Here is a 26,189-nt window from a genome sequence, read left to right as displayed (position 1 = left end):
GATCGAAGCTTCGCCTTGCTTCGGCTACGGAGAAGGGGTCGCTATCAGTTACCGTGCCACGATCGGTGGCGAAACGCGGGTGCACGTCAACCCGATTGTCGACCAGTTTGCCGGGGAGACCGCTTACTTTTCCGATTGCATTTTGCGCAATGAAATGCCGGAACCTGACGGTGAGGAAGGCTGGCGCGACGTGCGGGTGGTGGCGGCAATCGAGCGCGCCTTGCTGACTGGCCAGCCACAACGCCTAGAGCCGTTGCCTGCGCGTGCGTTTGCCCGTCGGCGTGAGCAGCGCCGGGCCTTTGCGCTGGCAGAGGCGGCACCGATGATCAACACTGAATCGCCTACTGAATAAAGCCGGTGGCTGCGCGCCCGGGGAGGGCGCGCAGGCCAAGGTCATGCCGCTCGCTGTTCTTCCTTGAGCAGTTTCTTCTGCGCCTCCATGGCCAGCCCCATTTCCTCCAGCTCCTGCTTGCCCAAGAGCTTGAGGGCAGTGGGGAACAGTTCGCTTTCCTCCTCCTCGATATGGTGCTCGAGCAGCTCCTTCATCACTTTGACCCGGCCGGCGAACTCCACGGTGCCGGTTTCGGTGTGCAGCAAGTCAGGAATGACCAGCGAGTCGACAGTGCGGTGTTCCTCTTTGGCCTCGTAATACATCTTGGCCTCTTCCTTGCCGCCGGCCTGCTTGATCGCCGGGTACAGGATCTCTTCTTCCAGGGCCGTGTGGATGTCGACTGCCTGCTTGATCCGTGCGAGCAGCTCGGCACGCTTCTTGACCGCGCGCTCGGTGGTCGAGGACAGTTCTTCGAGCAGTTTCTTCACCAGCTGGTGGTCCTGGATCAACAGTTCAATTGCGTTCATGTGGTACCCCTCATAGGCGGGAAAATGGTCACGGTCGCGAAGTGTTGAGCCAGCGGCAAGCGGCAAGGTTCAATGCGGTTGATCAGCGAACCGGCGTACTGAGCAGGGGAATGACCAAGTGGTCAAAAATTTCTGAATTTTCTAGCGTCGGCTCACTCCATTAGCCTGAATCGATGGAGGAGAGTCCAATGGCAGGGCAGCAGTTGTATGTGATCGAGTATGAGCTTCACGGTGAATTCCGCACCTTCATCATCCGCCTGGAGCGTATGGACAACGCCGAAGCCTGGCACTGGGCGAGCTGTGATGCAGGTGTGGGGATTATCCCCCGCTTTGGCCAGCACACGATCAAGAAGGTCAGCCGCCCCATGGCTGAACGCTATGGCATCGGGAATGTGCGCTGGCGCGCCTCGGGGGATGGCCCTGAGTTCGTTGCGCAGCCGATTGATGTGAAGAAGTTCTCGAACGGCGGGCCGGGCAAAAGCTGATACCTGCCGGCATGCCGCCTGCCGTTGGTCCAGCTTCAGCAAGACCCGCTGAACTTCGTGGCGCGCTACAGCTTCAGCTGAGTAAGAGGCCGTTGTTCAAAGCGGCCCTTTACCAAGAGAACTGACATGAATGAGCCGGTGACATATTTCTGGATCGCCGTGATGGGGATCATCCTGCTGGTCGATCTTTGGGCAATTGTCAGTGTCTTTCGTAGCGACAAGGCAGATGCAACCAAAGCGATGTGGGCCTTGCTGCTGCTCGCGCTGCCGATTGTCGGCCTGGCCGTCTGGGGTATCTGGGGGCCACGGGGCATCAAGCGCGGTACCGGCCCCTCATCACCAGAACACAGTAAAGGATAAGCACCATGAGACCTTCCGAAAAAGACAAAACCGTCGAACAGGCCAAAACCACCGGCGAACAGGAGCGCGACAACGATGCCCACCGGCCGGATGGCTCCGGGGGCACTTCGCATGACTCCACCGCCCAGAAGGAGGCGCGCGAGAAGGGTGTGCACAGCGGCTGACGCGTGGGATGTTGCAACCAATATCTCACCCCCATCAGGAGCCGACCTGTGCCGCGCATCATTACCCCCACTACGCCGGAGCATGAGATCAGCGCGCACAACGCTCGTATGTTCGGCTCACCCAAGGAGCGGCTGGATTTCTATCGCGGTGAAATCCAGTATGAGACCAGTATTCTTGCCAACCGCACCGACGCCTATCTGGCCGCACAGTCATTTCTGGTCATCGCGTTCGTGTCATCGATGGGCAACCTCAACCAGAGCTGGGGCGAAATGTTCACCCTGGTTGTGCCGCCGTTTCTGGCCCTGCTTGGCATACTCAGCTCGCTCAATGCCTGGCCCGGTATCCGCGCGGCCTATCGGATCATCGAGCACTGGCAACTCAAACAGAGCCATTTGCTGCGCAGCGAGCCGTTGATGGGCTTGGCCTATGACGAGTCGCCCCTGTTCAGTGAGACGGAAACATCACAGGCCGGGCACCGCAAGTCCCTGCTGTTCTCGCTGCGTACTCCCTGGATATTCCTGGTGTTCTGGCTGATCCTGGGTGCCTATGCAGTGTTCATCCAGCTGGCCTGAGCAACGCCGCCGCTAGCAACCCTCGGCTCAACGATGACCTGGTCCCCCTGTGCCAACGTCAGCGGCCAGGCCACTTGGCGCAGCACCTGGAACCAGTATGACCTTACGGCAGTTGTCACTTTTCTGATCGAACATCTTGTAGGCTGCGGCCGCCTCTTCCAGTGCCATGCGATGGGTCACGATCAGTTCGGGTTGCAGGCGCCCGTTCTCGATGTAGGTGAGCAGTTCGGGCAGGAACTTCTGCACATGGGTCTGGCCCATCTTGAAGGTCAGGCCTTTGTCGAAGGCATCGCCGAACATGAACCCGTGTACGTACCCTGCGTATACCCCCGGCACACTGACGATGCCCCCGCGGCGTACGGCGGCAATGCTCTGGCGCAGCGCCTTGCCGTTACTGCCCTCGATCTTCAGTGCGGTCAACACCGCTTCGGCGGTACTGCCTTTGGCTTCGAAACCCACCGCGTCAATCACGGCATCTACCCCACGCATACCCGGGGTGAGGCGGATGATGCTGTCGGCCGGGTCGTCGTCGTCCTCGATATTGATAGGCACTACGCCATAGGTGTTGTGGGCGAAGGCCAGGCGGTGCTGGTTGGCATCGACCATGAAGATGGTCTGGGCGCCCAGCATCCGCGCACAGGCGGCACTCAGCAGCCCGACCGGGCCGGCACCGTAGATCGCCAGCGTCGAACCCTGACCCACCTGGGCGTTGGTAACCGCCTGCCAGGCGGTGGGCAGGATATCGGAGAGGAACAACACCTTGTCGTCGGGCAGCGCTGTCGGCACCTTGAACGGGCCGACATTGGCCTTCGGCACGCGCACATACTCGGCCTGGCCGCCGGGCACGCCACCGTAGAGGTGGCTGTAACCGAACAAGGCGGCGCCAGGTGGGATGCTTTTCTTGTTGATGATGGCGCCGCGGCCTCGGTTGGTGGTTTCGCAGGCGGCGAACTGGTCGAGCTGGCAGAAGAAGCAGCTACCACAGGCGATCACGAACGGGATCACCACGCGGTCACCGACCTGCAAGTGGGTAACCCCGCGCCCGGTTTCTTCGACGATGCCCATGAATTCGTGGCCGAAAATGTCGCCATCTTCGGTCTGCGGGATCCTGCCGTGGTACAGGTGCAAGTCAGAACCGCAAATGGCTGTGGCGGTGACTCGCAAGATGACGTCGTCGTCGTGCTCGAGGATGGGATCCGGAACATTGTCGACGCGAACGTCCTGTGGCCCGTGGTAAGTCAGTGCTCTCATGGATACGACTCCTGCGGTGGCTGCTTTCAAGATGGTCCATGCCGGGGAACTCGGCAAGTCGGCAATGTTCAGAAACGGCAATTTATTGGCAAATTCGTTGGGCCACATGCGCCGGCAGCGCAGGCCCGGCAGCGCTGCTGTCTGCATTGAGCAATCTGCCCGCTGTCGTTGTCCAGATTGGACCTGCATCGGTAATGATCGAGGAGTTTTCCGTGAGCAGTAAAAAGGCCCGCGTCAGTAACCAGGCTTCAGGGGATATTTCCGAGCTGCCCCACGACATGTTCTTCGCGGCCGTGGAAACCACGCGGATGCCCATGATCGTCACCGATCCCAACCGTGACGATAACCCCATCATTTTCGCCAACCGGGCGTTCCTCGACATGACCGGCTATGAGCTGGCAGAGATCCTCGGGCGCAATTGCCGGTTCCTGCAAGGCCCGGAAACCGATACCGAGGTGGTCGCAACCTTGCGCGATAGCATCGAACAGCGTGTGGATATCGCCACGGAAATTCTCAATTACCGCAAGGATGGCTCCAGCTTCTGGAACGCGCTGTTCATCTCGCCGATCTTCAATGAGCGCGGTGACCTGATCTATCACTTTGCCTCGCAACTGGACGTCAGCCGCCGTCGCGATGCCGAGGACGCCTTGCGCCAGGCCCAGAAAATGGAGGCGCTGGGCCAACTCACCGGCGGTATCGCCCACGATTTCAACAACCTGTTGCAGGTGATGGGTGGGTACCTGGGCCTGATCGCCAATGAGGCTGACAAGACTCAGGTCGACCTCAATCGCATCCGCCGCAGTGTGGGGCACGCGCAGACGGCGGTGGAGCGCGCCAGCACGCTGACCAAGCAGTTGCTGGCCTTCGCCCGCAAGCAGAAACTGCATGGGCGCGTGCTCAACCTCAACCACCTGGTCGAGGACCTGCGGCCAATGATGGAGCGGACCTTCGGCGCCGATGTTCTGGTGGAGTTCGACTTCGAGGCCGACCTGCGCAATTGCCGCATCGACCCCACGCAGGCCGAAGTGGCACTGCTCAATATCTTCATGAACGCGCGCGACGCGCTGATAGGGCGCAAGCGCCCGCACGTGTTCATTGAAACCCGCAATGTGCTGGTCACCGACATCAACCATTCCTTCGACGGCCTTTTGCCCGGCAACTATGTCAGCCTGTCCGTGACCGACAATGGTATAGGCATGCCGGCCAGCATCCGTGACCGCGTCATGGACCCGTTTTTCACCACCAAGGAAGAGGGCAAGGGCTCGGGGCTGGGCCTGTCGATGGTCTACGGCTTCGCCAGGCAATCCGGGGGGGCTGCGCGCATCTACACCGAAGAGGGGGAAGGCACGACCCTGCGCCTGTACTTCCCCGTCGACGACGCCAAGGTCGTCCAGCAGCCCGCCGTGAAGACCGCCGAACGCAGTGGCGGCTCAGAGCGTATCCTCATCGTGGAAGACCGGCCGGATGTGGCAGAGCTGGCAAAAATGGTGCTCGAGGACTACGGCTACGCAGCCGACATGGTGCTCAATGCGCGGGAAGCGTTAAAGCTTATCCAGGCTGGCGAGCGCTACGACCTGTTGTTCACCGACCTGATCATGCCAGGCGGCATGAACGGCGTCATGCTTGCCCGGGAGGTGCGCAGGCTGCAACCGCAGATCAAGGTATTGCTCACGACTGGCTATGCTGAAAATTCGATCGAGCGCACCGACATCGGCGGCTCGGAGTTCGAGGTGATATCCAAGCCTTGCCAGCCCCATGACCTGGCACGGCGGGTCAGGCAGGTGCTGGATGGGCCTACCGGCGTCACCTGAGCCGCGGCCAGCGGCTGCACGACTGAGCAAGCCCTTGCAAGTTATTGAATTGTTTGCACCTGCTTGTGGTCCAACACTTGCGCTAGGGTCATATGCTCTGTACACCTTCGTCTACAGCTTGGTCCGTGACCTGTACCAGCGTCACATGTCGGTGAGCAGCGGCTGCCGACATTGCCAGGATTATGACGCTCCCACAGAGGTGGATCATGAATAAAGAGGGGGTTGCCGCACCGTCGGCATTGAATACCCGTTCTGAATTACTCTCTATTGCAGATGATTCCTCGGAAAAATTGCGACTTGTGCTGGAGGCAGCCGCTATCGTCGGTACCTGGGTCTGGGATATTCCCAACGATCGGGTCACTGCAGACGAGCGTTTCTCCCGTTCGTTCGGCATTCCTGCGCAGCAGTGTCAGGCCGGCATCCCCTTGGCTGAAGCGTTTTCGGCGATTTACCCCGATGACCGTGAGCGGGTGCATCAGGATATCCAGCGGGCAGTGGCCAACGGCGGAGCGTTTCGCTGTGAATACCGCGTGCGTAACGAGGAGGGTGTCTACCACTGGATCGAAGCCAACGGCCATGCCGAGCTGGACCATAGCGGGCGAGCCGTGCGGTTCCCGGGTGTGCTCATGGATATCGAAGCGCGCAGGGCCGCCGAAGCGGAACGCGATCGGGTCTCGGCCCTGTTGCGCACATTCACGGCCGCCGTGCCGGGCGTGGTCTACGCCAAGGATCTCGACGGCAGGATGCTGATTGCCAACCACGGCGCGACGCAGCTGATTGGCAAACCGCCCGAATTCTACCTGGGCAAGACCGACCTGGAGTTCCTGGAAGACAAGGACCAGGCGCGCCAGGTGATGGAAACGGATCGGCTGGTGATGGGCAGCGGCAAGACCGTGCAGGTTGAAGAGCGGGTCGACATGCCCGATGGCTCGGCAACCACTTGGTTGTCAGTCAAGGCCCCGCTGGTCGATGAAGCCGGGCAGATCATCGGCCTGATCGGCTCATCGATTGACGTTTCCGGGCGCAAGCAGGCGGAAGCTGAACTGCTGGAGCTGAACCGCACGCTGGAAAAGCGGGTCAGCGAAGCGGTTGCCGAGCGTGAGGCGGCGCAGGAGGCACTGCGCCAGGCGCAAAAAATGGAAGCCATCGGTCAGCTCACTGGAGGCATCGCCCACGATTTCAACAACCTGCTGGCAGGCATCATTGGCAGCCTTGACCTTGCCCGGATGCGCGGCAAGGCTGGGCGCACTGCAGACGTTGAGCGCTACCTCGAAGTCGCGCACCGGGCAGCGCAGAAGGCCGCAGCGTTGACCCACCGGTTACTGGCGTTTTCCCGTCGGCAGCCGTTGCTGCCCGTGCGCACCGATGTCAATGAGCTGGTCGAGGGTTTGAAGGACCTTATCAGCCGCACGGTCGGACCGTCGATTGCCCTCAAGGTCAATCTGAACGCGCAGTTGGCCACGTGCCTGGTTGACCCGGTACAGGTCGAAAACTCCCTGTTGAACCTTTGCATCAATGCCCGCGATGCCCTGGCGCAGAAGCCTGGCACGATCACGATCACCACGGCCAACCATACCTTGGAGGCAGGCCCTGGGCTGGATGCCGAACTGCAGCCAGGCGAGTACCTGACCATCAGCGTCACCGACAACGGCATGGGCATGTGTGCAGATACGCTCGCCAAGGCGTGCGAGCCGTTCTTCACCACCAAGTCGATAGGCGAAGGCACTGGGCTGGGCTTGTCGATGGTCTACGGTTTTGCCAAGCAATCGGGTGGCCAGGTAAGGATCAGTTCTGAGGAGGGGGTAGGCACGCGGGTTGAATTGTCCCTGCCGGCAGAGAGGGGCCAGCCGCAGCTGGCGGGCCGTGCAGCACTCGAGCATGGCCTGTGTGGCCGGTGGTCTGACCGTACTGTACTGGTCGTTGACGATGAACCCTCCGTGCGCCTGTTCGTCAGTGATGTGCTCGGCGGTTTGGGGTGTACGGTCATCGAGGCGGCGGATAGCCAGGCTGGCTTGCAGCTGTTGTCTTCCGACACACGCATCGATTTGCTGGTAACGGATGTCGGGCTGCCTGGCGGCATTGACGGTCTTCAGATGGCGTCGTCCAGCCGCCAGATTCGCAAGGCGCTGCCCGTTATCTTCATGACGGGTTTCACCAACCCGGCATTGTTCGAGCACGAGCTTCTGCGCGACCCATCGGCTTTACTGACCAAGCCTTTCGCCGTAGACGAACTGGTGGCCAGGGTACATGCCATGCTGGGCGCGCAGCCCGAACGATAATGCCGGGGTTGGCAGGGCGGCTCTGCCCTCAAAGAATCGGTTTACCACCTGTCACGGCATAGCGCGACCCGCTGATGTAGCTGGCTTCGTCAGATGCCAGCAGCACGTAGATCGGCGCAACCTCGACGGGTTGCCCAGGGCGCCCCATGGGGTAGCCGGAGCCGAAGTTCCGGACCGCCTCATCGGGCATGGTCGCCGGAATCAACGGGGTCCAGATGGGCCCCGGGGCTACGCTGTTCACGCGTATGCCCTTTTTGCCCAGCAACTGCGCCAGGCCGGCCGTGAAGTTGGCGATGGCACCTTTGGTCGCCGCATACGGCAGCAAGCTGGGGGAGGGGTCGTCGGAGTTCACCGAACTGGTATTGATGATCGAGCTGCCCTTGGGCATGGAAGGCAACGCCGCCTTGCAAATGCGGAAAATGGCGGTGATGTTGATATCGAAGGTTTTCACCCATTCATCATCGTCAATTTCCTCCAGGGTTTCGTGGGCCATCTGGAACGCGGCATTGTTCACCAGGACATCGATGCGGCCAAACCGCTCGACGGTCTTGGCCACGATGGCCTGGCAGTGTTGCTTGTGCGCCAGGTCACCAGGCAGCAGCAGGCATTGGCGGCCTGCAGCCTCGACCCAGCGTGCGGTTTCCTGCGCATCCTCATGCTCGTCGAGGTAGCTGATGGCAACATCTGCGCCTTCCCGGGCATAAGCGATGGCCACCGCCCGGCCGATGCCACTGTCGGCCCCTGTAATCAGGGCGATCTTGCCTGCAAGCCGGCCATGGCCGGTATAGGACTGCTCGCCGCAATCCGGGTATGGCTCCATCTTGCGCTGCGTACCAGGAACGCTCTGCGGTTGAGACGGGAACGGCGGGGTAGGGTAGTCGCGCATGGTAAAAGCTCCTGCAGTTGAGAATGCTCATACCGGTTCGAGGAGGCTGGTACCTGCGCGTTGGTTCCAATGCGCCGAGGAAGCGACGAGCGGTGCCACCCCTGCTCGTGAACCAAGGCGCGATTGCTTCGCGCTCCGGTCAGAAGCTTTCCAGCACGATCTTGCCCCGGGCCTTGCCGCTCTCGATGACGGTGTGCGCACGGCGGAGGTTCTCGGCATTGATTGCACCGAAGTGCTCGCCCAGGGTTGTCCGCAGCACGCCCTTGTCGACCAGGCTGGAGACGCGTTCGAGCAGATGATGTTGCTTGATCATGTCGTCGGTCTGGTACAGCGAGCGGGTGAACATGAGCTCCCAATGCAGCGACAGTGACTTGCGCTTGAGGGGCACCACATCCAGCTGCGCCGGATCGTCGATCAGCGCCAGCTTGCCTTGTGGGCGAAGCACTTCTACCAACTGGTCCAGGTAGGTATCGGTGTGCGTCAGGCTGATCACATAATCCACGCACTCGAGTTCATGCGCTGCAAGCTGAGCGGCGATCGGCCGGGTGTGGTCGATGACATGATCCGCACCCAGTTCCTCGATCCACTGTTGGCTTTCAGCCCTGGAGGCGGTACCGATCACCGTCAATTGCGTAAGCTTGCTGGCAAGCTGGATCAGGATGGAACCCACCCCGCCGGCAGCGCCGACCACCAGCAGGCTTTGCCCTTGGCCAGCCTGCTCTGCAATGCCCAGGCGGTCGAACAGCAACTCCCAAGCGGTGATGGAGGTCAACGGCAACGCCGCAGCATCAGCGTTATTCAGACTACGGGGCTTGTGCCCGACGATACGCTCGTCAACTACATGCAGCTCGCTGTAGCTGCCCGGGCGGTCGATGGCGCCGGCGTAGAACACTTCGTCGCCGGGCCTGAACAACGTCACTTCAGGGCCCACCTCGCGCACAACCCCGACAGCGTCCCAGCCAAGCACCTGTGGCTGTTGGCCGCCACGGCTTGCCCGTATTTTCGTGTCGACCGGATTTACCGCAATGGCCTTGACCTCGACCAGCAGATCCCTGGCACCCGCCTGGGGCGGGGGCAATTCTGTGTCGTAGAGCGACTGTGGGTCCTGAATGGGCAAACCGGGTTGGGTATAGACGACGGCTTTCATGGGTTGTATCCAGAGGCTGGGAAAGTGGGTGCAGGCTAAGCATTTCAATTGATTGGAAAAACAGCCTGCATGAAGCAAGACTTTCTCTGCAGGCGTGAAAATGCATTGAGGGCCTCGAGACCCGGCCCCGGTTTGCGCTTGCCCTGATGGGGCTGTGAAGTGATCAGACATTCACTTCAATGAATAGGTAATGTGCGAATTCTGGAGAATCAGAATAAACAATCGAAAATCTTTTCAGCGGTGGCGTTTTTAGGCAGCACATTCCCCGGCGGGCGCATCATCATATTGACCAGCATGTGGCCTTACACGGGCCGCTTGCCTGCAGGGTGAACCTCACCCCAATCGAACCTCCCAAAAGGAACGCCATCGTGCACCACGTCAAATATGACCTGTCCGAAGCCCAGACCAGCCTTGAGTACATCCTCGAACAAGTCATCTATGGCACGGTGGTTGTCATCGTGCGCAATGGCATTGAAATTGCCCGGGTTACCGCGGTGGAAGGTTTGAGCCAGCGTGCTACGCGGCCCATGGCCACCCCGTATGAACTGTAGCAACGCTGCAGGGGGCGCCACCCACCGGCTGAACAGGCACAGCGCTGCTGCACGCCTCGTCATAATATGCACCGCCCCCTGAATTTACCGCGTAAAGTGACCATTGAAGTCCAGCCCTACGCTGGCGCAGCGGAGCGAGCACTGGCGCGCGTACATCGATTAGCGGCTATCGTAGGAGGGCGGTAAGCGAACCGCCTTCGCTGCGTATGGAGGCTGGACGCGTTCCTGCACACTACAAAGGGAACCCTATGCAGCAGCTACCTACGGACGAAACGATCCGTGCAGCCTTGAATCGAACCCATGCACGCCTTCACCGACAACATGAGCTGGTTGTCGAGTTTGGCGTGGTGTCGTTGCAGGTCACAGAACTCGACCTGCTGCTGACGCGCGCCTGTGAAGTGGTTGCCGAGGGCATGAATACGCGCTACGCCAAGGTGCTCCAGCCTGAATTGGACGGCGACGGTTTCGTCCTGTCCCATGGGGTTGGGTGGGATGCTGCAGACATCGGCAGGGCTACCGTGGGTGCAGATGAAGCCAGCCCGGCAGGTTATGCGCTGGCCACCTACAGGCCGGTACTGTCGAACCATCTGGGCATGGAAAATAGGTTCCGCACCCCTGAGCTGCTGAAAAAATACGGTATCGAGCGCGCGATCAATGTACCGATTCGCGGTGTACTCGGCCCATTCGGCGTGCTTGAGGCCGACAGCAGCAATGGTGAGGATTTCGTGGAAAGCGACCTGGTGTTCCTGGAAGGGATCGCTACCGTCATTTCACTGGCTGCCGAACGGATTGCCGCAGGGGTCGAGGCGCCTCACCCCGACCCCTATTCCGAGACGATCCTCAATGCCAGCCCTGACTGGGTGGAGATCATGTCTGCCGACGGGCACATCGAATTCATGAACGAAGCTGGCCTGACCTTCATGAACACCAGCGCTGCCGAAGTTACCGGCCAGCGCTGGCATGAGCTGTGGCCAGAGGAATCCAGGTCGATTGTGTGGGAGGCGCTGGGTAAAGTCGGCGCTGGCGAGACCATTCGGTTCGAAGCGTATTGCCCGTTATCGGCTACTGAGCCGAAATGGTGGGATGTGACGGTGGCGCCGATCATGGGCGTGAATGGCCAGGTTGAGCGAGTGATCGCCGTTTCGCGCGACATCACCGCACGGCATCAGTACGAGGCCCAACTGCTGTCCCTGATCGAGGCGCAGAACACCAGGCAAGACCGCAGCGACCTCTATCTGGAGGAGATTCATCATCGGGTCAAGAACAGTTTGCACCTGGTGAACACACTGCTGCTGCTGCAGGCAAACCTGGCAGCCGACGCGGCGGTCAAGCTGCAGCTTGAAACCGCGGCTGGCCGGGTAGTCACCATTGCCAGTGTTCACGAGCGGCTGTACCAGACCGCTGAAGACCAAGGCGTGCATGCTGAAGAATATCTGAATGCATTGCTCGGCGATCTGGGCAAGGCCTTGGCAGACCGCAAGATCGTTCTGGAGGCAGATGATTTCGTGCTGCCGCCTGAACGTATGGCGCCCCTGGGCCTGGTCATCTCCGAGCTGATCACCAACGCGCTCAAGTACGGCAAAGGCACCATTGAGGTGCTGGTCAAGCATGCAGGCGACCATGCATTGCTCACCGTTCGCGATGAAGGCGATGGCTTCCCGGACAACTACCCCAAGCCGACGGGCACCGGCCTGGGTATGCGCTTGGTCAAAAGCTATTCCGGGTATGGTAGCGCCGCGGTGACCATTGACCGCCAGGCCAGCAAGAGCTGTATTCATGTCCGCTTCAAGCTCTAGCCTTGCCGGTGTTGGCAGCCTGCTTTATCGACTGCGCAAGGTGTCCAGGGCCGGCGACCAGACGCCATGGCCACAACGTTCGCAGCAGCGGGTATCTTCAGCCTCATGGTAGGTCGCAAAGCCGCAGCCTACGCAGCTGTATAGCCCGGCCGCGGGCGGCGAGCTGTATTCGGGCCGGTGTTCGGCAGGCAGCACGGACAAGCCCGGGCGGGTATCCTCGGCAGTGTAGAAATACAGGCTGAGGTCGCCATCGGTCTCCAGCAGGCCCAAACGGACTTGCCCCAGGTGCTCCACGCCTTGTTGGCGCAGCTCCATGAACAGTTCACTGGCTGAAATGTTCAGGTTACGCAGCGAATGGACCTCGTACATGCCGTCCTTGACCACGGTGATGGGCAGGCCATCAATCCACGCCTCGCAGGTCTTGCTTCGCTTCATGAGGTAGATGGTGCCGCGGTACAGCACGAGCAGGGTAATGAACACCAGGGCTACCGGCAGAAGCGGCACATCCTCGTAGAATGTCACGTCGCCCGCCGCAGACCCCAGGGTCAGAATTACCACCAGTTCAAAGCGCGATAGCTGCTTGATCCCGCGGCGCCCGCTGAACTTGAGAAAGCAGAACACAGCGAGAAAGGCGGCCAATACCCGAGCGGCGACTTCCAGGAGAAAGGTGACCGGAAATTCGCCGAGCAACATCCTGTGCAGATCGAATGTGACCATACTTGTCTTTTCCCGTCCGTTAAGCCCTCAATGTGGGCCGAATCACGCCTGGCACGCGCTTATCGGCGGCTGGCATGAACCGCCGCCCAGCGCAGTGCCAGAGGTCTGTCAGGCGTTCGACCGCAGGTAACCTCGCAATGCTCCGTGCGCAGCGGCCCGCGGCAATCGTTCAGCGGGCTGATTACCTTTATTCGCTGGCCTCCAGTTTCGCCCATTGGCGGTAGGCCGCTTTCAGGCTGGCAGGCAAGCAGGGCGGATCACCCTCGATTTTACTGTGTGCCGGGTGGCTGCCCTTCCATTCCATCAGCCACGCGATCAGCGCTGGGCGCGTACCGGGGCAGGGGCCAACCTGCTGCTCGAGGGCATCGGCGATGGGGCCGAGGGTTTCGATGTAGTGGTCGAGTTTGGCGAGCGGGTCGTCCATGCTAGTGAACCTCTATCGATTGCGCAGCAGCGGTGCTGCTGCCATCAGCGTATCTAGCATGGCACGGTCAGGGCTTGCAGTCTTCCATTGGCAGGCTCGCCTTTCTCCAGCGCCAGCAGGGCCGGCATGTCGAGTGTTTCCACCAGCTTGCCGCGCAGGTTGACGATACCTTGCCTGACGGTGAGGGCGTTGCGATGGGATCAGGTTGTGCCTGGCGTCCGGCAACCGGTTGATCTGCGTCAAATACCCGCGTTGTGATGAATGCCGTTGTCGTGAGCGCGTCAGTTGACAAACGTCAAGTCTGCCGAGCATGGCTGAACGATGCTGCGAGCACGTAACGCAACCGCCGAGGTGGGCCATGCAAACCCCGCAAAGACTGCTGTTGATAGCATCGCCGCTGATGCGCCGGACCCCCGTCTACGACCGCGCCGCCGCGCTGGCCAAGGCCAAGGGCAGGGCGCTGCATATCGTGGCGTTCGACTATGTGGAAGGCCTTGCAACCGCAGGCCTGGTCAATGAACAGGCACTGGCGGCAATGCGCGAAAGCTATGTGCAGCAGCACCGCGACTGGCTCGAAGCCCAGGCGCAACCGATGCGCCTCAGCGGTGTCACCGTGACCACCGAAGTGCTGTGGGTGCAGCACCCGCTCGACGAGATCCTGGTGCACCTGCGCGAACAGCCGTTCGCCATGCTGATCAAGGCCTTCGAGCATGAGCCTTGGTGGGCACGCGCCATGTTCACTTCCCTGGATATACAACTGCTGCGCGAAACCCGCATCCCGCTGCACCTGGTGCACAAGGCCCGCCATGCATTGCCCCGCACCATCCTGGCGGCGGTGGACTTGTCCAGGCCAGAGGATCAGAACGAGGGTTTCAATGACCAGATCATCAGCGAGGCGCTGAAACTGGCCTTGCAGTGCAATGCGCAAATCGAGTTGCTTTATGCCTACGACCTGGGCTCGATGTACCTGGACGCCGACGGTAGTCGGGAACACGCCTTCCTGTTCGACTCCAACTTGGCGCACACACTTCATGAAGCCCAGAGCGATGCCTTCCAGGCGCTGGCCGAGCGCAACGGCATAGCGGCCGAGCACCGCCATATGCGCATCGGTGACCCGGCCAAGGCGCTGGCCCTGTTCATGGACAACCATGACACCGACGTGCTGGTGATGGGCAGCTATCACCACCGCGGTATTGGCTGGTTCATTGGCAGTACGGCCGAACGGGTACTGCATCGCTTGTCGTCCAGTGTGCTGGTGATCTCGCCCGAGCGTTCTCAAGGTTGACTTGGCAGTTGTGATGGGCTGCACGAAAGCACCTGCGGTGCGTTGGCACAGACACTGTTCGCGACCGTCAATGGAGGCTGCCTGCCAGCAATGCCATAATGACGACGTCGGTGTTTCCCTTACGTGGCATTCTTCGAGGCGCTGTGCATGAACGATTTCACCCCTTGGACGGCGCTGGCAGGCGGCGCCTTGATCGGCCTGGCTGCTGCGCTGTTTGCCGTGGCCAATGGGCGTATCGCGGGTATCAGCGGCCTGCTCGGGTCGTTGCTGCAACGTGGCGGGGAGGGGCGTGGCGAGAAAGTGTCATTCCTGCTCGGCATCCTCGCCGCGCCGTTGCTGTGGCAACTGTTTACGGCCCTGCCGCCTGCGCACTTTACGGTTTCGCCCGGGTGGCTGGTGGTCGCCGGGTTGCTTGTCGGCCTCGGCACCCGTTACGCCGCAGGCTGCACCAGCGGCCATGGTGTGTGTGGCCTTTCCCGATTGTCGCCGCGCTCGGCAGTAGCAACGCTGAGTTTCATGGTGGCCGGGTTTGCCACCGTCTATATCCTTCGTCATGTGCTGGCAGGTAACTGACATGCAGCGGCTCAGTGGTTTTCTGGCTGGCGTGTTGTTCGGCCTGGGGTTGTTGCTATCCGGCATGGCAAACCCCGCGAAAGTGCTCGGGTTTCTCGACCTGGCCGGGCGCTGGGATGCCTCGCTGGCGCTGGTCATGGTTGGCGCCATCGGCATCGCTTTGCTGCCCATGACCTGGGCGCGGCGGCACAGCGTGGCGTTGCTGGGTGGCCGGATGCAGTTGCCGACGCGGCGCGACATCGACCGGCGGCTGGTGGGCGGCAGCCTCATGTTTGGGGTCGGCTGGGGGATCGCTGGCATCTGCCCGGGCCCGGCACTGGTGCTGCTGGTTGGCGGCTACTGGCAAGCCTGGCTGTTCGTGGCGGCCATGCTCGTGGGCATGGTGGTATTCAGCGCCGTGGAAGCATCACGCCGCTGAATTGACAGGCGCGCCCACGCGCCTGCGCCGACTAGTTTGCGGGAACGAGGATCACGAAGTTCTTTTTCATGTCCTCCAGCACAGTCCACTTGCCTTTGGCGCCGGGCTCGATGATGAACGTGTCGCCAGCGGCGAGGGTGGCCGGCGCACAGCCGTCGAGCTCGATCACGCAGCGCCCGCTCAACACATGGCAGAATTCCCAGACTTTGTAGTCGATACGCCACGCTCCGGTACTGGCCTCCCATTCGCCGGAAATACGACCTTGCTGTTCATCGTGGTAGTACTTGGACGTCAGCGTGTGCGGGTCGCCTTCCACCACCTCTTCGAAGAAGGGCAGGTCGCGCACCGGTTGGATATCCATTTCGCGGAACACGGTCAGTTTCTGGGTCATGGTTATTTCTCGTGCGGGTTGGGGGTTAGGGCGATACATCAAATAGGCTTCGCCGGTGACGGCGAGCATCGGGTGCGGCACGATCTGGCAGGTTTTCACGATCTTGAAGCCATGACGCTCGTAGAAGCGCCGTGCACCGTGGTTTTGCGCGTAGTCGATCAGGCACAGGCCCTGCAAGCCGAGGTCCTCGGCGCGTTGCTGGGCGTGGCGAAGGAACTGCACGCCCAGGCCCTGGCTGCGCCAGGCCTCATCCAGGGCCAGGCTGGAGATGTACAGGGTGTCGGGTATTTCCATGTCGGCGTAAGGCGCGAGTACCGGGTCTGTCTCGACCTGCCGGTCAGGGGCCGCATGCAGTGCATAGCTGTGCATCATGCCGATGACGCGACCTTCGCAGGTGGCCATCAGGCAATTCCTGTATGAAAAATCGCCCTGTTCCCTGGCATAGCGAGCCGCGCCCACACTCAGCAATGCTTCTCCCGGCGCGGCCAGCTTGCTCCATATGTAATCGGCCATGCCTTCTGATGTCAGTTGAAAGAAGCGCGCGATATCGGGCGCGTCCGAGGCCTCGGCAGGTCTGAAGTGGGTAAGCATGTCCAGGGCTTCCATGGGATCGGGTGGTGGGGTGGCGGGTTTACACCGTTGACCGGGGGAGGGTAGGTGCTTTGCAGGGCGGGCATGATGCTCCAGGCGAACACTGTCGGCACAATGCGCGACGGTACGCCTTTGCTCAGTTGCAGGCGGCTGGCCACATTGACGGCGGCGAATAGAGCGCGAAAGTTTGGTTGCTTAAATAACCTGGCATATAGCGGCAGTGAATTCGCGTCTATGATTTGAGCGTCGATCCTCGGAAGTCGAGGCAGGAGCAGGGATGGCCCAGTCAAAGAAAATCAGAGTCATGCTGTCCAGCCGTTGTAATGACCGTTTCCCGGCGAGCAGCGAGCAAACCCTCAGCAGCATCCGAGCGCAACTCAAGCATGAGATAGAGGGCACGCTGCTGTTTGGCAAACAGGTATTCGAAGTATGGATCAACGAAGATGCCCCCCCGTCGGATGGTTTGCAGGACAGTTGGGACGCCTGTTTGCAAGCCGTCAGGGATTGCGACGTGCTGCTTGTGCTGTGCAATGGCAATGCGGGGTGGGCTAGTGGTGACGGGGACATTGGGATTTGTCATGCAGAGTACATGGAAGGATTGGCCACTGCCCGAGGGAAGGTGCGCTTCATTGCCATGCCAAATATAGCGACCAATTCTGGTCTGGACGCGCAGGCTACGCGCAACCTGCGCTTCCAGGCATTCATTGCACAGCAGAGTCCCTTCAGGGGTGGGATGGTTTCGACCGTTGAGCAACTGCGTAGCCGCGTTCAGGAAGCGTTACTCGACGCGTTGGTCGTTCTGACTCAGCGCGGTGTAGCCGCTGCGGCTTCGAGCCGTTTCGACATGGGCCAAGCGCTGGATTGGACACGCATGGACTTCCGTCAGCGCAAGCGAGCGATGGAAGCGGTCCTGTTACAGGCGCTCAATGGCGGCAACACTCCTGCTAGCGAAACGTACGCCATCGTTCCAATTGCCGGACTGAACGTGGTTGTGTTTGCCCATGCCATTCCGGCTGCATTCACGGTCGCCGCTGCGCGTGAGTTGGTGGGTAAGCCTTTTCTACATGATCACGAACATGCTGACCTTTTGAACGGTGCCGAAGGACCGCTGCATTTGATCGCTTGTCATCGTGGTGCCACAGAGCTTCAGGCCACGGCGTTGCTAGGCTTTGCTGACGCCACGGTTGTCAGCGGTTCATTCGGTATTTTTGTCGCTGACGATATACAAAAAGTCCAGTTTGCGTTTTTGGCCAACTGTCGCGATGCGTCGCAAACGCGCCATGCACTCCAGCGTTTCAGGGAGTGGCTGGAGCAAACGGGTGAAGCACAGGCACTGGCGAAAAGAGCCGCTTCACGCGCCAAAATCGTCAAAGTCATTGCCGACGAATTCGAGGGGAGATAGCAGGATGTCCAGAGCACTGTTTACTGTAGGCCCTGTCTTGTCGTTCCGTGGGGTCAGCGACACTGGGCAGTGGCAGGTAACTGCGTTGGTCGGCGTTTTAGCGGGGGCCGCCTTCCCTGCTTTTTCTGTTGATGGCAAGCGCTGCGAGGCGCCGAAGGTTTTGCTGAAGCGGGCGAAAGAAACCATCCTGCGTTACGACCTGAGCTGCGCTCAGCAGGCCCAGGAGCGTACGGTTCAGTTCGGCGTGGGGGAGGGAGGGCCGCAATGGCATTTCTCCGTTCCTGGAAAAGACTATGCCCCAAGGATGGCCTACGTTTCTTGCAATGGCTTTTCCGATCCAAGTGGAATGCGCAAGTTGGTGCGCCCCGAAAACGCCGTCTGGGCGGACTTGATCAGCAACCACGACCGTGATTTGCGTGCTGCAGGGTATGTGCTGGACAAAGAGCAGCTTTGGCACGAGAAGCGGATCCATGACAAGGGACAGAAGCGGTTCCATTTGCTGCTGATGGGTGGGGACCAGATTTACTTTGACTCGATCTGGGAGGACCTGAAACCGCTGAAGAAATGGGTCGGAATGGCGCGAAAGGATCAGCTGGCGTTCAAGGTCAGTGCAGCGCTGGAAAAGGAGATTGAGTCTTACTATTTCGGGCTCTATGCCAGTCGTTGGCTGCCTGATGCTCGGCGTGACTGGGGGCACACTAAACCGAATCTTGATTGCGCTGATGCGATGGCGAGAATACCTACGGTGATGATGTGGGACGACCACGACATTTTCGATGGGTGGGGATCATACAGTCCGGCCATGCAGCACTGCGAGTTGTTTCAGGTGATGATGCGTCATGCGCGCAGGGCGTTCTGGGTGTTTCAGTTGCAGCATGCTGTTGAAGATTTGCCCCCTGTAAGATTGCTCCAGCGTGCCGATGTGTCCCAGCAGGATCCACACTATGAGCCCATACCCTGGAGCGTTCATTTGAAGGGCGACCAGTTGGCCTTGCCGCTCCTGGACGACCAGCCAGGCTTCAGTTTTGGGTATCACGTGGGACCCGTGTCGTTGTTCGTAGCTGATCTACGCTCGGAGCGTTCACGCACGCAGGTTATGGGCGCCGATACATGGAGTGCCATGCAGGCTTGGCTGAATACGCTGCGTGACGGTGAGCCCGTTCATCCTGGGAGCAAATGTCAGCATTTGATCTTCATGTCCTCCGTCCCTGTCGCGCACCCCAAGCTGTCCCTGGCTGAAGGTCTACTCGATACGTTTGGCCAAGACCATGTGCTCGACAGCAATGCGGATGACCTCAAAGACCACTGGTCGCACGGTGACCACGAAGGGGAGCGCAAGCGATTGCTGGAGTCGCTGACCCGTATCGCTGAGCAGAGAATGCTGCGGGTCTCCATTGCATCCGGTGATGTGCATGTCGCCGCCTGGGGCAGTTGCTATCGTCGGGATATCCCACCGACATCAAACTGGGCGCAGATTCAGCAATTCACTTCTTCAGGCGTGGTGCATCCGTCATTGATTGGCGTGGCTGAACGGCTGTTTCTTCAGTTGCTGAATCATACTGCTGGCAAAGTGCAGTCCATTGACGTGCAACACTGTGTCGAAATGATGCTGTTCCCGGGTTTCAACCGCTATGTGATGCCGGCGCGCAACTGGTTGGCGTTTGAGTTGGACATGGGGGATGAGCGAGGGTGCAAGCTGTGGGCGACTTGGCGTTGTGAAACTGAGGAGGGTTTTTCCAACCACCTGCAAGCGGTGCATCCGGCTCAATAGTAGCCCTGCCGCGCCGGTGCAACTGCCCGTAGCAGCCCCGTGTCGCTTAATCGCCCAGAGCAGGTGTGGCCCACCGCGCGAGAAACGCCTCAATTCTGCGCTCAATATCACACTCCACCGTCCGCAGCCGGATGATAGGAAGACCGCAGGCGGCCAGAATCTCATTCTTCATGACGTCCCGAGCGGCCTGCACAGGGTGATCGTGATACCCGCCATCGACCTCGATCACGCCAACTGGGGTCTTGCCAACTTTAAAATAAAGTACGAAATCGCAACTGGCGCGGCGCATGAAAGCCCGCTGGGCTTGCGTCCACTCGAACTTGCCCGTCGATACGAGCTTATCCAGGTGGACCTGCGTATGGTACGTCAGTGCATGGCAGGCTGGCGCTGAAAGCGCTTCGCGAAGCAGTTGCGCCACGATCTGCTCCGACTTGTAGCGTGAGTCTTCGGGCCGCAGACGGGCCTTGAGGCGTTCCAGTGACTGGTCGTACTCGTGGTACAACAAGTCGAATGCCGACACCACTGGCGCACGGACGATCTGCTCATCCTGCGCGTAGTAACTGATATAGCGGATCAGCGCGGCGATGTGGCCATTGTTCTCGGTGAAAACCTCGTCACCGGTCACAAGGGTGAAGCGATGTTTTGCCCGCGACACTGCCACGTTGATCATGCGTGGGTCGTCGACGAAATCCAGACGCCTTTGCGCCTGGTTGCTGCGCTTCTTGTCCAGCACGGTGGAAAAGACGATCTCGTCGCACTCGCGCCCCTGGAACTTGTGCACCGTGTCCTTGATGAAGTCCGCTGGCAGGTGCTTATCGCAGAGTTCGACCTGTGCCCGGAACGGGGCGATGTAACCGCGGCCTTCACCGTCCATTGCAACGGACTGCCTCTCGTCTTCGAGCACTTTCAACAAGGAGTCCAACTCCCGAAGGTTGGTGTTCTTGCGTGCGTGGTTGCCTTTGGCTGTCACCACAAGACGTAGGGGCTCGTCGCCGTTGTTTACGGTCATCGGCACCAGTGCGTTGTCATAGAATTGCTGATTGCAGAACTGGATGATCTTGGGGTGGCAGCGGTAATGCTCCTTCAGCAGCGTCCTTGGCAGCGCCTCCTGGAACACGGCAATGCACGAATCCAGCAGACTGTATTGCTCGCAGTCGTAGGCCGCGGCCGGCGCCGGCAGCCCCAGTTTCACGGGGATGTGCGGCAACTGGCGGTTGTCGCCGACAACGATCAGGTTCTTGGCGCAGCCCAGCGGCAGGATGCCCGGTACTATGTCCTGCAACGACGCTTCATCGATGATCACGTAGTCGAGAACCGCCCCTGGCGCGATCGAATTGACGATCGAGTGCGTGCCGCTGGCCAGGATAGGAAAACGTTGCATGAAGGCATCAAACTCCCTGCGGTAGCTTTTCATATCGAAGCTGGATTGCGGCGGAATCTGGCCTTGCACATGCTGTTTCAGGTGGTGCATCGATGCCGTTGTCAGTTCTTTGAGTAGGGTCGGGAAGTTTGCACGCGCCAACGTTTCGCGGCACGCCAGCAGCTCGGTTTCCTTATCCTGTAACGACCTGTCGTAGTAGTGCATCTGCAGTGCATGGAACGCGGCCATGCGTGCCTCGCCTTCGGTGAAAGGCTTGGTGCGAAAGACTCGGAATTGCAACAGCAGCTCGATGCGATCCTTGAGCTTCACACGTCGCTCGCCCAGGTGCGATAGGTAGGCCATAAGGTCGGCAGTCTTGCGCGGGGTCAGCCTGTACTTGTCCAGCGGCATAACCTGCACACCGTTTTCTGCCTGCCACTGTTGCAGATAGCGCCGCTCGATGACCAGCTCGTCCATTTCAATCTGCAGTTGTGCCGCCCGGTTGTGGTCTGCCAGATGCTGCTTCAAACGGGTCAGCAAGCCCTGGATCTCTTCCAGAGACGGCGCCGGCCCAGCCACGCTGGGTGGCCATGCAGGTAAATCGTCGAAGAACGCTTCGCGGTTTTTCTCATTGCCAAGTTTGGCAACCAGGTGGCCCAGGCCGCATTTTTCCAGTTTCTCGTAGACGTTTGCCACGGCCGCATTGTTGTTGGACACCACCGCAACCCTCTGCCCGCGCAATAGGATGTTGGCGATGATGTTGAGAATGGTCTGCGTCTTGCCGGTTCCCGGTGGGCCTTCGATCACGCTGATTTGCGCACTGAATGCCCGCTCGACGGCCTGATGCTGGCTTTCGTTCAGACCGAATGGATAGATGAGCCCCTGACTTGGTGCGAGCGTTCCATTGCGCCCGGTGCAATAGGCTTGCAAGGCAGTGCTGGCGAGAGCTGGCAGTTGTCCAAGCTGAGTCACGACATTTTTGGCAATGGCACGATCTTCCTCTGATCGCGCTTCAGCGCATCGGCCTTTCGCAATCGCAATGAAATAACCGAAGACAGACGTGTTCTTGATCGAGGTAGGCTCGATCAAGACGATGCCGTCCATCTTGTGAACGTAGGGCCTGGTACCGCCCGGATAGTGCACTACCGCATAGCGCTCGTCGTAGATCACCGCTTTGTCGATGGGTTTGACGATCATGCTGCCAGGTTTGGTCAGGAGTACATTGTTCAACTCGCGGGAAGGTGAGACTCGGCAGTTATTCAGCGGACGGGTGTACTTTTTACTGGATGGGAAATGACAGGTCAGCGCCAACGCTTCGTACTTTTCGCTCCAGCCGATCGTCCAGTCACTGATCTTTGCGGTTTTGTCCTCACCATCCACCTGAATCGAAGCCATATTACCTGTCCCTGTGCGCATGACATTCGGTTACGTCTTGTACTGGAGGCTGAGCGTCTCAGCGCATTGATACCCAGTTCAAACTAGATCAGTATGCCTGTGCCCTCATACAGAAAAAGCTCCTGAGGCGGTCTCAGGATGCAAGGAATCGATCCGACAGCGTGTGGCAGTTGTCTCAATGGCGCGTAGAGTGGACGATCAATCCATTTTGAATCCCATCTGTCCATCGGTCACTTGGCCCGCGTTTTCTGCGGGGATGTCCTCAGATTTCCCACGTTCCAACGACTGGAAGCGCACCGGCTTAGTCAGCTTTTGAACTCGACCCTCATCGACTGATTGTTTGAGCCATTCGCTGATCTGTTTCTTGGAAATGCTCCAGCGCTCGCTCAGCTCATCGGCGGTTGCAGGGCTGTTTAGATATGCCATTTTTCGCAGAAAGAGTTGATAAAAACTCAGCTCACCAACGTCGGTAGCCTGAGTTGAGGCCAAGCTCGAGTCTTCATTGATCAGACCCTCTCTGGTGGGGGGATGCTGTATCGTGTCGCCCTCAACGGGAGCCGTTTTGGCGGTCTCTTCCTCCGTGCTCAAAACGCTATGGTCGGCAGGTGCTGACCCGGAGACGAGGTCTGGTTCAGGCTCGGACTTAGCTTGGGCGTTCAGCCTGTGGACATCGACATGCGCCGCTGAAGACTCCAGCCATTGCGCGCCTTGCGACACCAACGCGAAATTTCCAGATTCCGGATTTGCATCCTGCTTTACCCACAAGGGAACCCAACCTTTTTTCAGGTTTTCGATAGCACCGTTCCAAGTTCCGCCTTTGGTTTCGGAGCGAACCACCACTGCGGCGTGGCTCATACAATAAATGTATTTGTTCCGGGCCATCGCGTTGCCGGCGTTGAATCCTGCCTCTGGGAAAAATGGTGAAACCAGCACTAGGTTGTTGTTCATCAGCCCACCGCGCCATTTGCTGGATAGCGCTGCCGATAACAGGCTATCTGCCATAATGCCGATGACGGTTCCTTCCTGTTTCAATCCGCCCTGCATCGCAGCCTCATCGACGCCCCGCGCGCCACCTGAGACGACGGTCATTCCGGCCATCGCGATCCTCTCACCAAGAGAGGAGGCGTAGGCAAGGTCGGCATCATCCGCCTTGCGCGCTCCGACGACACTGATACCGCGTTGATTGAGCAGTCGCGGATTTCCACAGCCGAAGAGTACTGGCGGCGCGGTGTTACGTAGATGGTGCTTGAGCGCCTTCGGATAGTCGGAGTCAGATCGAGTCAGCACCCACAATCCAGCCCGGTTCCACTTCTCCAGTGCCAATGCCAGCGCATGGCCGCGCTCAAGCAACTGCTCAACGCGGCTCAGCGGTATTTTGTCATCCTGCCACCCCTCAAGCACCACGTGTGGATCAGCCGTCACCAACTCTGCAGGCGTCTTCCCATGAGCGTTGAGCCATTGAGCAAATCGTCCCCATTCCGTTGGGGAGAGCGGTTTGGCGCCACCGACAGATTTTGAGAAGTAAGACGTCAACAGGAGGATCGACTGAGTATTGGTATTTATCATGCGTTGCTTGCCGTAGATGAGATTGCCAGCGGATAGACTAGGTCGCTGCCCGCTTGCTTAAGCAGTGCTGCAATGACGGTCATCGTCCAGCCTGAGTCGATCATGTCATCAACCAGCAGCACCGGGCCGGCGGGAATGCTCGCATTTACCGCGAACACACCATCTAGGTTACGGCACTGATGGAAGCGATTGTTCTGCCACTTTTGTGGCTCGTTTTCTTTCACCTTGGTCACACAGTTGACGAAGGGAATTTCTAGCGTATTCGCCAAGCGCTGAGCAAAGTCAGGTACCAACGTTGGATGCCCCAACGACGGCACGCAGCACAACCAGGTAGGTTTGGGATTGGGCTGCCAGCGAGACTGGATCATCTCAGCCATGGCGGTAACCAGAGCATCGTCAAAGTAGCCACGTTCCTTACCGTTAGCCGCCAATTCTCCCCACCCTCCATCACGCCATTGTGATAGTACTCGACCTTCCGTTGCCTGAAGGTTGGCAGGTAAGTTGGTCGGGAAGCCGTAGTGCTCAAAGCCTCCCTTGGCGATCTGTTTTTTGGGCTTGATCGGAAACTCGGCATGCCGAATGAAGGTTGCCGCTTGATGCACCAGTCGGCGGTCTACCTGACTTGATACTAGCTCCCTGCCCAGGCAGCGCTCACACTTCCCGCAAGCATCATCTTCAGGGTCATCCAATGCGTGTCGTAGGAACGCCATCAGGCAGCCAGGTTCACTCAAGTATGCCTGAACCTGTTGCCATTCATGTTCCCGAAGCTCGGTCAGCCTGTTGATACGGTTCTCATCCAATTCGTAGTGGACTGGGGTACGCACCCACTTGCTTTCGTGCTTGATGAGCGGCGCCGGGCTTTCGACGCTCAGAAGCTTGAGGATTTTTTCTATCTGCCCGTGGGAAAGATTGCTGTGCTCCTCCAGCTCACGAATCGTCAGCCCATTGGACTGAGCCAATACACGGAGTAAATGGTTGACTTGCCTAGGCGGTGGGAAAGCTGCGCGCCTGAAAAAATCATGAATCTGTTCGTCTTCTTCCCCGGACATCAGCAAGCCTAGAGAATGATCGATCGCCCGTCCTGCTCGGCCGACCTGTTGGTAGTACGCGACAATTGAACTCGGCGCTTGGTAGTGAATGACGAAGCCCAGATCGGGTTTGTCATAGCCCATACCCAGCGCAGTGGTCGCCACGAGTACCTTGAGATTGTTGGCAAGCAGTTGGTCTTCCAGGTATTGGCGATATTGATCGCTATTGGCAAAGTCGGAGTTGGCTACGTCGCTGTGATAGGGCGCGGCATTGATTCCATTAGCACGAAGCCAGCGCGCGACTTGCTCAGTATCGCGCTGGGTGAGCGCATAAACAATGCCCGTCCCCGGTAAGGTTGGGATGGTCTGGGCGAGCCAGGCCAGACGGCTAGCTTGATCCGGCATGATCAAGTTTTGCAGCGACAAGCTTTCACGTGTCAGGGGTCCTCGGACGATGTGGATATCACCAAACTGGGCGCGGATATCGTTCACCACCCGCGTGTTTGCCGTCGCAGTCGTGCCCAAAAGTGGCGTGTTGGCAGGTAGGAAACGCAGAATGTTGACTATGCGTCGGTAATCGGGCCGGAAATCATGCCCCCAGTCGGAAATACAGTGTGCTTCGTCGATGACCATCAAGCCGATACGATCTGCGATGGGCTGCAGAATGTCTTCCATAAAGTCGTCGTTTGCCAGTCGCTCCGGCGAGATCAGCAAGCAGTCCACCCGGTTGGCGAGTACGTCCTGGCGGGCCTGTTCCCATTGCTGGGTGTTGGTTGAATTGATGGTGACGGCATTTACACCGATTCGGCGAGCCGCCTCGATCTGGTTGCGCATCAAAGCTAGCAAAGGGGAGATAATGATCGTCGGGCCTTGCCCGCGATCGCGCAGTATTCGAGTACTGATGAAGTACACAGAGCTTTTGCCCCAGCCGGTGCGCTGAACGACCAGCAGCTTTTGGCGGTGGTTAATCAAGGCATCAATTGCCTCCCATTGGCCGTCCCTGAATACAGCAGCCTGGTTGTCGATGGCGACTTTTAAGAGTTTTTCAGCATCGTTCCTTTGCATCGATTAATTCCTTCTAATCAACCCTTCCCAAGACATGACGTC

Annotated in this window: 24 protein-coding genes and 1 pseudogene; 14 read left to right on the top strand and 11 right to left on the bottom strand. The window is 59.3% G+C overall.

The genetic code is table 11. The features are described from left to right. Positions 1-79: 79 nt before the first annotated feature. Positions 80-352, top strand: coding sequence for a hypothetical protein (locus K4A76_RS13215; RefSeq protein WP_274410436.1), 273 nt, complete (start codon positions 80-82; stop codon positions 350-352). Positions 353-393: 41 nt separating this feature from the next. On the opposite strand, the gene K4A76_RS13210 is transcribed toward K4A76_RS13215, so the two are convergent. Beyond that, complete coding sequence (locus tag K4A76_RS13210; protein ID WP_054911967.1) at positions 394-858, bottom strand: hemerythrin domain-containing protein; 465 nt, start codon at positions 856-858, stop codon at positions 394-396. Between the two features lie 188 nt (positions 859-1,046). On the opposite strand from K4A76_RS13210, the gene K4A76_RS13205 reads away from it, so the two are divergent. The 4 genes from K4A76_RS13205 (at position 1,047) to K4A76_RS13190 (ending at position 2,440) form a co-directional block, all read left to right on the top strand. Then, the gene (locus K4A76_RS13205) at positions 1,047-1,343 is read left to right on the top strand and encodes a DUF6555 family protein (RefSeq protein ID WP_173889552.1); all 297 of its coding nucleotides are present in this window, start codon (positions 1,047-1,049) and stop codon (positions 1,341-1,343) included. Positions 1,344-1,469: 126 nt separating this feature from the next. Continuing rightward, positions 1,470-1,703 (top strand): PLDc N-terminal domain-containing protein, encoded by a 234-nt coding sequence (locus tag K4A76_RS13200; protein WP_274410435.1) that lies wholly within the window; start codon positions 1,470-1,472, stop codon positions 1,701-1,703. Between the two features lie 5 nt (positions 1,704-1,708). After that, complete coding sequence (locus K4A76_RS13195; RefSeq protein ID WP_274410434.1) at positions 1,709-1,867, top strand: hypothetical protein; 159 nt, start codon at positions 1,709-1,711, stop codon at positions 1,865-1,867. 48 nt (positions 1,868-1,915) lie between these two features. Then, positions 1,916-2,440, top strand: coding sequence for a hypothetical protein (locus tag K4A76_RS13190; protein ID WP_274410433.1), 525 nt, complete (start codon positions 1,916-1,918; stop codon positions 2,438-2,440). A gap of 27 nt (positions 2,441-2,467) precedes the next feature. Here K4A76_RS13190 and K4A76_RS13185 read toward each other — a convergent pair whose 3' ends face one another. After that, the gene (locus K4A76_RS13185) at positions 2,468-3,691 is read right to left on the bottom strand and encodes a zinc-dependent alcohol dehydrogenase (RefSeq protein WP_274410432.1); all 1,224 of its coding nucleotides are present in this window, start codon (positions 3,689-3,691) and stop codon (positions 2,468-2,470) included. Positions 3,692-3,903: 212 nt separating this feature from the next. Between K4A76_RS13185 and K4A76_RS13180 the strand changes: the two genes are divergently transcribed. Further along, positions 3,904-5,502 (top strand): histidine kinase famiy protein, encoded by a 1,599-nt coding sequence (locus K4A76_RS13180; RefSeq protein WP_182365313.1) that lies wholly within the window; start codon positions 3,904-3,906, stop codon positions 5,500-5,502. 206 nt (positions 5,503-5,708) lie between these two features. Then, positions 5,709-7,781, top strand: a complete 2,073-nt coding sequence (locus K4A76_RS13175; RefSeq protein ID WP_274410431.1) for a hybrid sensor histidine kinase/response regulator — start codon at positions 5,709-5,711, stop codon at positions 7,779-7,781. A gap of 28 nt (positions 7,782-7,809) precedes the next feature. Here the strand turns inward: K4A76_RS13175 and K4A76_RS13170 are convergent, their stop codons facing one another. Both K4A76_RS13170 and K4A76_RS13165 read right to left on the bottom strand, forming a co-directional pair. Then, positions 7,810-8,667 (bottom strand): SDR family oxidoreductase, encoded by an 858-nt coding sequence (locus tag K4A76_RS13170; RefSeq protein WP_009685514.1) that lies wholly within the window; start codon positions 8,665-8,667, stop codon positions 7,810-7,812. A 139-nt stretch (positions 8,668-8,806) separates the two neighbouring features. Next, entirely contained in the window at positions 8,807-9,814 is a 1,008-nt protein-coding gene (locus K4A76_RS13165) for a zinc-binding alcohol dehydrogenase family protein (RefSeq protein ID WP_274410430.1), read from the bottom strand. Positions 9,815-10,182: 368 nt separating this feature from the next. Here K4A76_RS13165 and K4A76_RS13160 point away from each other — a divergent pair, with 368 nt between their 5' ends. Further along, the gene (locus K4A76_RS13160; protein ID WP_009685512.1) at positions 10,183-10,365 is read left to right on the top strand and encodes a hypothetical protein; all 183 of its coding nucleotides are present in this window, start codon (positions 10,183-10,185) and stop codon (positions 10,363-10,365) included. Positions 10,366-10,613: 248 nt separating this feature from the next. Beyond that, positions 10,614-12,161: a sensor histidine kinase gene (locus K4A76_RS13155; RefSeq protein WP_054911962.1), complete on the top strand. Its 1,548-nt coding sequence runs from the start codon at positions 10,614-10,616 to the stop codon at positions 12,159-12,161. A 24-nt stretch (positions 12,162-12,185) separates the two neighbouring features. Here K4A76_RS13155 and K4A76_RS13150 read toward each other — a convergent pair whose 3' ends face one another. After that, positions 12,186-12,878: a DUF421 domain-containing protein gene (locus K4A76_RS13150; RefSeq protein WP_274410429.1), complete on the bottom strand. Its 693-nt coding sequence runs from the start codon at positions 12,876-12,878 to the stop codon at positions 12,186-12,188. A gap of 187 nt (positions 12,879-13,065) precedes the next feature. After that, positions 13,066-13,302 carry a hypothetical protein gene (locus tag K4A76_RS13145; protein ID WP_110677194.1) on the bottom strand — a complete coding sequence of 79 codons (237 nt, stop codon included), beginning with the start codon at positions 13,300-13,302 and terminating at the stop codon, positions 13,066-13,068. 358 nt (positions 13,303-13,660) lie between these two features. On the opposite strand from K4A76_RS13145, the gene K4A76_RS13140 reads away from it, so the two are divergent. The 3 genes from K4A76_RS13140 (at position 13,661) to K4A76_RS13130 (ending at position 15,578) form a co-directional block, all read left to right on the top strand. Further along, on the top strand, positions 13,661-14,587 hold the full coding sequence (locus tag K4A76_RS13140; protein ID WP_274410428.1) for a universal stress protein: 927 nt from the start codon (positions 13,661-13,663) through the stop codon (positions 14,585-14,587). Positions 14,588-14,734: 147 nt separating this feature from the next. After that, a complete protein-coding gene (locus tag K4A76_RS13135; protein ID WP_274410427.1) occupies positions 14,735-15,160 on the top strand; it encodes a YeeE/YedE family protein in 426 nt (141 codons plus the stop codon). Between the two features lies 1 nt (position 15,161). Continuing rightward, entirely contained in the window at positions 15,162-15,578 is a 417-nt protein-coding gene (locus K4A76_RS13130; RefSeq protein WP_110677190.1) for a DUF6691 family protein, read from the top strand. Between the two features lie 31 nt (positions 15,579-15,609). On the opposite strand, the gene K4A76_RS13125 is transcribed toward K4A76_RS13130, so the two are convergent. Then, on the bottom strand, positions 15,610-15,969 hold the full coding sequence (locus K4A76_RS13125) for a cupin domain-containing protein (RefSeq protein WP_174824177.1): 360 nt from the start codon (positions 15,967-15,969) through the stop codon (positions 15,610-15,612). 27 nt (positions 15,970-15,996) lie between these two features. Continuing rightward, a pseudogene (locus K4A76_RS13120) lies at positions 15,997-16,575 on the bottom strand (GNAT family N-acetyltransferase); the annotation flags it as partial. A gap of 262 nt (positions 16,576-16,837) precedes the next feature. Between K4A76_RS13120 and K4A76_RS13115 the strand changes: the two are divergent. Further along, complete coding sequence (locus K4A76_RS13115) at positions 16,838-17,962, top strand: DUF4062 domain-containing protein (protein ID WP_274410426.1); 1,125 nt, start codon at positions 16,838-16,840, stop codon at positions 17,960-17,962. A gap of 4 nt (positions 17,963-17,966) precedes the next feature. Continuing rightward, a complete protein-coding gene (locus K4A76_RS13110; protein ID WP_274410425.1) occupies positions 17,967-19,733 on the top strand; it encodes an alkaline phosphatase family protein in 1,767 nt (588 codons plus the stop codon). A gap of 46 nt (positions 19,734-19,779) precedes the next feature. Here K4A76_RS13110 and K4A76_RS13105 read toward each other — a convergent pair whose 3' ends face one another. From K4A76_RS13105 to K4A76_RS13095, 3 genes are all read right to left on the bottom strand, one after another. Beyond that, positions 19,780-22,488: an AAA domain-containing protein gene (locus K4A76_RS13105; protein WP_274410424.1), complete on the bottom strand. Its 2,709-nt coding sequence runs from the start codon at positions 22,486-22,488 to the stop codon at positions 19,780-19,782. A 198-nt stretch (positions 22,489-22,686) separates the two neighbouring features. Further along, positions 22,687-24,054 (bottom strand): DNA-processing protein DprA, encoded by a 1,368-nt coding sequence (locus tag K4A76_RS13100; protein ID WP_274410423.1) that lies wholly within the window; start codon positions 24,052-24,054, stop codon positions 22,687-22,689. After that, the gene (locus tag K4A76_RS13095) at positions 24,051-26,147 is read right to left on the bottom strand and encodes a RecQ family ATP-dependent DNA helicase (RefSeq protein WP_274410422.1); all 2,097 of its coding nucleotides are present in this window, start codon (positions 26,145-26,147) and stop codon (positions 24,051-24,053) included. The genes K4A76_RS13100 and K4A76_RS13095 overlap by 4 nt, the downstream gene beginning before the upstream one ends. Positions 26,148-26,189: the final 42 nt, after the last annotated feature.

The sequence above is a fragment of the Pseudomonas sp. NEEL19 genome, from assembly GCF_028751975.1.
Lineage (GTDB): Bacteria > Pseudomonadota > Gammaproteobacteria > Pseudomonadales > Pseudomonadaceae > Aquipseudomonas > Aquipseudomonas juntendi.
The sequence above is the reverse complement of the archived record's forward strand: the minus strand, read 5'-3'. Positions and strand labels throughout refer to the sequence as shown.

Excerpts from the sequence above, each read along its gene's own strand:
- K4A76_RS13210 (WP_054911967.1), bottom strand. The coding sequence starts at position 858 with ATGAACGCAATTGAACTGTTGATCCAGGACCACCAGCTGGTGAAGAAA.
- K4A76_RS13205 (WP_173889552.1), top strand. The coding sequence starts at position 1,047 with ATGGCAGGGCAGCAGTTGTATGTGATCGAGTATGAGCTTCACGGTGAA.
- K4A76_RS13200 (WP_274410435.1), top strand. The coding sequence starts at position 1,470 with ATGAATGAGCCGGTGACATATTTCTGGATCGCCGTGATGGGGATCATC.
- K4A76_RS13195 (WP_274410434.1), top strand. The coding sequence starts at position 1,709 with ATGAGACCTTCCGAAAAAGACAAAACCGTCGAACAGGCCAAAACCACC.
- K4A76_RS13185 (WP_274410432.1), bottom strand. The coding sequence starts at position 3,691 with ATGAGAGCACTGACTTACCACGGGCCACAGGACGTTCGCGTCGACAAT.
- K4A76_RS13175 (WP_274410431.1), top strand. The coding sequence starts at position 5,709 with ATGAATAAAGAGGGGGTTGCCGCACCGTCGGCATTGAATACCCGTTCT.
- K4A76_RS13170 (WP_009685514.1), bottom strand. The coding sequence starts at position 8,667 with ATGCGCGACTACCCTACCCCGCCGTTCCCGTCTCAACCGCAGAGCGTT.
- K4A76_RS13165 (WP_274410430.1), bottom strand. The coding sequence starts at position 9,814 with ATGAAAGCCGTCGTCTATACCCAACCCGGTTTGCCCATTCAGGACCCA.
- K4A76_RS13155 (WP_054911962.1), top strand. The coding sequence starts at position 10,614 with ATGCAGCAGCTACCTACGGACGAAACGATCCGTGCAGCCTTGAATCGA.
- K4A76_RS13150 (WP_274410429.1), bottom strand. The coding sequence starts at position 12,878 with ATGGTCACATTCGATCTGCACAGGATGTTGCTCGGCGAATTTCCGGTC.
- K4A76_RS13145 (WP_110677194.1), bottom strand. The coding sequence starts at position 13,302 with ATGGACGACCCGCTCGCCAAACTCGACCACTACATCGAAACCCTCGGC.
- K4A76_RS13140 (WP_274410428.1), top strand. The coding sequence starts at position 13,661 with ATGCAAACCCCGCAAAGACTGCTGTTGATAGCATCGCCGCTGATGCGC.
- K4A76_RS13135 (WP_274410427.1), top strand. The coding sequence starts at position 14,735 with ATGAACGATTTCACCCCTTGGACGGCGCTGGCAGGCGGCGCCTTGATC.
- K4A76_RS13130 (WP_110677190.1), top strand. The coding sequence starts at position 15,162 with ATGCAGCGGCTCAGTGGTTTTCTGGCTGGCGTGTTGTTCGGCCTGGGG.
- K4A76_RS13125 (WP_174824177.1), bottom strand. The coding sequence starts at position 15,969 with ATGACCCAGAAACTGACCGTGTTCCGCGAAATGGATATCCAACCGGTG.
- K4A76_RS13115 (WP_274410426.1), top strand. The coding sequence starts at position 16,838 with ATGGCCCAGTCAAAGAAAATCAGAGTCATGCTGTCCAGCCGTTGTAAT.
- K4A76_RS13110 (WP_274410425.1), top strand. The coding sequence starts at position 17,967 with ATGTCCAGAGCACTGTTTACTGTAGGCCCTGTCTTGTCGTTCCGTGGG.
- K4A76_RS13105 (WP_274410424.1), bottom strand. The coding sequence starts at position 22,488 with ATGGCTTCGATTCAGGTGGATGGTGAGGACAAAACCGCAAAGATCAGT.
- K4A76_RS13100 (WP_274410423.1), bottom strand. The coding sequence starts at position 24,054 with ATGATAAATACCAATACTCAGTCGATCCTCCTGTTGACGTCTTACTTC.
- K4A76_RS13095 (WP_274410422.1), bottom strand. The coding sequence starts at position 26,147 with ATGCAAAGGAACGATGCTGAAAAACTCTTAAAAGTCGCCATCGACAAC.